We start from the raw sequence: 4,017 nt of genomic DNA, 5'->3' as shown, positions 1-4,017 counted from the left end.
GGATGCAGCGCAGACCCGCCTGCCCAACGGCAAAAACTACGGCTTTACCGTGAATTCCATGCACATAGTGGCCAACAAGGCGTTCACCGAGGCCAACCCGGCGGCGGCCAAGCTGTTCAGTATCGTCAAGCTGCCGCTGAACGACATCAACATCCAGAACGGGCTGATGAACAAAGGTCAGAACAAACCGGCAGATGTAGAGCGTCACGCCGAGGCCTGGCTCAAGGGGCATGAGGCGCTGGTCAACGACTGGTTGACCCAGGCGCGCGCCGCCGTGCAATAAGCGGATGGCGTGGCTGCACGCAGGGCGCTATTCCCTGCGCACGTTAGCCGCTGCACCTCAGCAATAAAAAACGCCCAGAACTTGCCGGGCGTTTTTTTATTGTCAGGATCTGGCCTTGCCAGCGGGCTCAGATGCCGGAGCCACCCTGCGCGCCATGCTCTTTGCCACCCTCCTCGTGCAGGCCGCACTCACGCTTGAGGCCGAAGAAGCGGGTCTGCTCCTCGCTCATGCCGGGCTCCCACTTGGCGGTGGTATGGACATCTCCCACCGAGAGGTAACCCTGCTCCCACAACGGATGGTAGGGGAGGTTGAACTCCTTGAAGTAGTAGAAAACATCCTTGTTGCTCCAGTCGATCACCGGCAGAAACTTGAAGCGGCCACGCTGGATGGCCAGCACTGGCAATGCGCCCCGGCTGCCGGACTGCTCCCGGCGCAAGCCGGAGAACCAGGTCTGGGCCCCCAGCTCACGCAGGGCGCGGTCCATCGGCTCCACCTTGTTGAGCTGGTTGTAGCGGGTGATCCCCTCCACGCCCTGCTCCCACAAGAGACCAAATCGCGCCTCCTGCCAGGCCGGTGACAACGCGGCCTTGTATATCTTCAGGTTGAGCGCGAGGCGCTCGGTCAGCTCATCGATAAAGCGGTAGGTCTCCGGGAAGAGATAACCGGTATCGGTCAGCACCACCGGCACGTCGGCCCGCTCGCGGCTCACCAGATGCAGCATGAGCGCTGCCTGAATGCCGAAACTGGAAGAGAGCAGATGCTCACCCGGCAGATTGGCCAGTGCCCAGCGCACCCGCTCGGGGGCGCTCATGGTATCCAGCGCCCGGTTGAGGGGCGCCAGCGCCTCGGTCTGCTCGTCCCGGCTCAGGGTGAGCAGGGCGGAGAGGTCGAGCCTGCCATCGGCCCCGCCATCAGTCAGTTCAGGCTGCATAGAAGTCCCTCGCGGAATCGATAACGGGGGCCACCACCCCAACCCGGATCACGAAGTCGCCAAAGCACTCGCCCTGATTGCGCTCGTTGGCCCAGCGGCCGATCAGCACGTCGAGCTCGGCCAGGATCTGCGGCTCTGTGATGTTCTCCTGATAGAGGCGCGGAATGCGGGTGCCCTCAAGGTTGCCGCCCAGATGGAGGTTGTAGCGGCCGGGCGCCTTGCCCACCAGACCCACTTCCGCCAGCATGGCGCGGCCGCAGCCGTTGGGGCAGCCGGTGACACGGAAGATGATGGCGTCATTCGACAGTTCGTGCTTGGCCAGCAGCCCTTCGATGTCGGTGACAAAGGCGGGCAGCATGCGCTCCGCTTCTGCCATCGCCAGCGGGCAGGTGGGCAGGGCCACACAGGCCATGGACTGCTTGCGCTGCTCGCTGACGCCGTCATCCAGCAGGCCATACTGGCGCGCCAGCCCTTCGATGCGGGCCTTCTCGCTGGCGGGCACCCCGGCAATGATCAGGTTCTGGTTGGCGGTCAGGCGAAAATCGCCCTGATGCACTTTGGCGATTTCCAGCATGCCGGTTTTGAGCGGCTTGCCTGGGAAGTCCAGCAGGCGGCCATTCTCGATAAACAGGGTGAGGTGATGCTTGCCGTCGATCCCCTCGACCCAACCGAAGCGATCGCCACGGCTGGTGAACTCATAGGGGCGACTCTCGGCGAAGGGGATACCTGCGCGGCTCTCCACCTCGGCCTTGAACGCCTCGACCCCCACTCGCTCGAGGGTGTACTTGGTCTTGGCGTTCTTGCGGTTGACCCGGTTGCCCCAGTCGCGCTGGGTGCTGACCACGGCGGCCGCCACCTCCAGCACGTGGGAGAGGGGAATAAAGCCAAAGTCACTCGCCTTGCGCGGATAGGTGCTGGTGTCGCCGTGGGTCATGGCCAGCCCACCTCCCACCAACACGTTGAATCCCACCAGTTTGCCGTGCTCGGCAATGGCCACGAAGTTGAGATCGTTGGCGTGGATATCCACGTCGTTATGAGGCGGGATCACCACAGTGGTCTTGAATTTGCGCGGCAGGTAGTTGGAGCCCAGGATAGGCTCCTCGTCCTGCCCCAGTTTTTCACCGTCCAGCCAGATCTCCACGTAGGCGCGGGTCTTGGGCAGCAGGTGCTCGGAGATCTTCTTGGCCCACTCGTAGGCCTCCTGATGCAGCTCGGACTCCACCGGATTGCTGGTGCAGAGTACGTTGCGGTTCACGTCGCCAGCGGTGGCGATGGAGTCGATGCCGGTGCTATTGAGAGTCTGGTGCATCAGCTTGATGTCGCGCTTGAGCACCCCGTGAAACTGGAAGGTCTGACGGGTGGTCAGGCGAATGCGGCCGTACAGGCTGTGCTCTTCGGCGAACTTGTCGAGGATCTGCCCCTGGGCCGGGGTGATGATCCCCCCCGGCAGGCGGGCGCGCAGCATGACGTTGTGCAGCGGCTCCAGCTTCTGGGCTGCACGCTCGGGGCGAATGTCTCTGTCATCTTGCTGGTACATGCCGTGGAAGCGGATCAGCTGGAAGTTGTCGCCGTTGAAGCCGCCGGTGAGCGGGTCTTGCAGATCCTGCTCTATGGTACCGCGCAGGAAGTCGCTCTCGCGCTTGAGACGTTCGTTGTCAGCCAGCGGTCCCTCCACTGGCCCCGCTTTCTGTTCCGAGATTGTTTGCTTGCTCATCAATAGACATCCCTTTGATAACGTTTGGCACGACGCAATTCGCTCAAATATTCTTCTGCTTCCTCACGGCTCTTGTGACCGTGTTCGGCAATCACATCCAGCAGGGCCTCCTGCACATCCTTGGCCATCTTGTTGGCGTCACCACACACATAGAAGTGAGCACCTGCTTCCAGCCACTGATAGAGCTCCTGGCCCGCTTCGCGCAGGCGGTCCTGCACATAAATTTTGTTGGCCTGATCCCGGCTGAAGGCCAGCGAGATCTTCGACAGCAGGCCTGATTTCACATAACGCTGCCACTCCACCTGATAGAGGAAATCCTGGGTAAAGTGGGGGTTGCCGAAGAAGAGCCAGTTCTTGCCTTCCGCTCCCTGGGCTTCCCGCTCCTGCATAAAGGCGCGGAACGGGGCGATACCTGTGCCGGGGCCCACCATGATGACGGGGGTGTCAGGATTGGCGGGCAGGCGGAAGTTGTCGTTGTGTTCGACAAACACCCGCACCTCGCCATCCTCAATCAGCCGATCCGCCAGATAGGAAGAAGCGGCGCCAGAGCGTACGGTGCCATCTTCTTGCGGGTAGCGCGCCACCCCGACGGTCAGGTGCACCTCCTCCTCTACCTCGCTCTGGGCGGAGGCGATGGAGTAGAGGCGCGGGGTGAGGGGGCGCAGCAGGCTGATCAGTTGCTCGGCAGTGAGTGCGGTCGGGAAGCGCTTCAGTACATCCACCACCTGAGCGGAAGCCACCAGCGCATTGACCTGGGCCTTGTCGCCCGCCAGATCTTTCAGCGCCGCGTTGTCCGATATGTCAGCGAGTCCTGTGATAAAGCCGCCGTGCAGCCGGGTTAGTTCGAAGTGACCTAACAGTGCGGCGCGCAAGGTGCCGTGGGCAGTGTCTTCATCGCCAGAAAGGCCAGCCAGGGCCAGCACTTCGCCCACCAGATCGGCGTCGTTGTCGAACCAGACGCCGAGGGCATCCCCCGGCTGATAGACGAGTCCGGAGGACTCGAGGCTGATCTCGATATGGCGGATATCCTTGGTGGAATCCCGGCCTGTGATCTTCTGATTGAGCGACAGGCGGGCAGGGAAGGGGTTC

General features: G+C 62.4%; 4 protein-coding genes. 1 reads left to right on the top strand and 3 read right to left on the bottom strand.

All coding sequences use genetic code 11. The features are described 5' to 3' along the window. A partial coding sequence (locus tag AAC083_RS08090; protein ID WP_308810999.1) for a glycine betaine ABC transporter substrate-binding protein occupies positions 1–283 on the top strand: 283 nt, incomplete at its 5' end. 127 nt (positions 284–410) lie between these two features. Here AAC083_RS08090 and AAC083_RS08085 read toward each other — a convergent pair. The 3 genes from AAC083_RS08085 to AAC083_RS22960 form a co-directional block, all read right to left on the bottom strand. Next, entirely contained in the window at positions 411–1,214 is an 804-nt protein-coding gene (locus AAC083_RS08085; RefSeq protein ID WP_108536284.1) for a phosphoadenylyl-sulfate reductase, read from the bottom strand. Continuing rightward, positions 1,204–2,928, bottom strand: coding sequence for an assimilatory sulfite reductase (NADPH) hemoprotein subunit (gene cysI / locus AAC083_RS08080; protein WP_108536283.1), 1,725 nt, complete (start codon positions 2,926–2,928; stop codon positions 1,204–1,206). The genes AAC083_RS08085 and cysI overlap by 11 nt, the downstream gene beginning before the upstream one ends. Then, positions 2,928–4,017 (bottom strand): diflavin oxidoreductase (locus tag AAC083_RS22960; protein ID WP_375134745.1); only part of this gene is annotated, 1,090 nt, incomplete at its 5' end. The genes AAC083_RS22960 and cysI, both read right to left, overlap by 1 nt.

It is taken from the genome of Aeromonas sp. HMWF014, from assembly GCF_963878295.1.
GTDB lineage: Bacteria > Pseudomonadota > Gammaproteobacteria > Enterobacterales > Aeromonadaceae > Aeromonas > Aeromonas popoffii.
The sequence above is the reverse complement of the archived record's forward strand: the minus strand, read 5'-3'. Positions and strand labels throughout refer to the sequence as shown.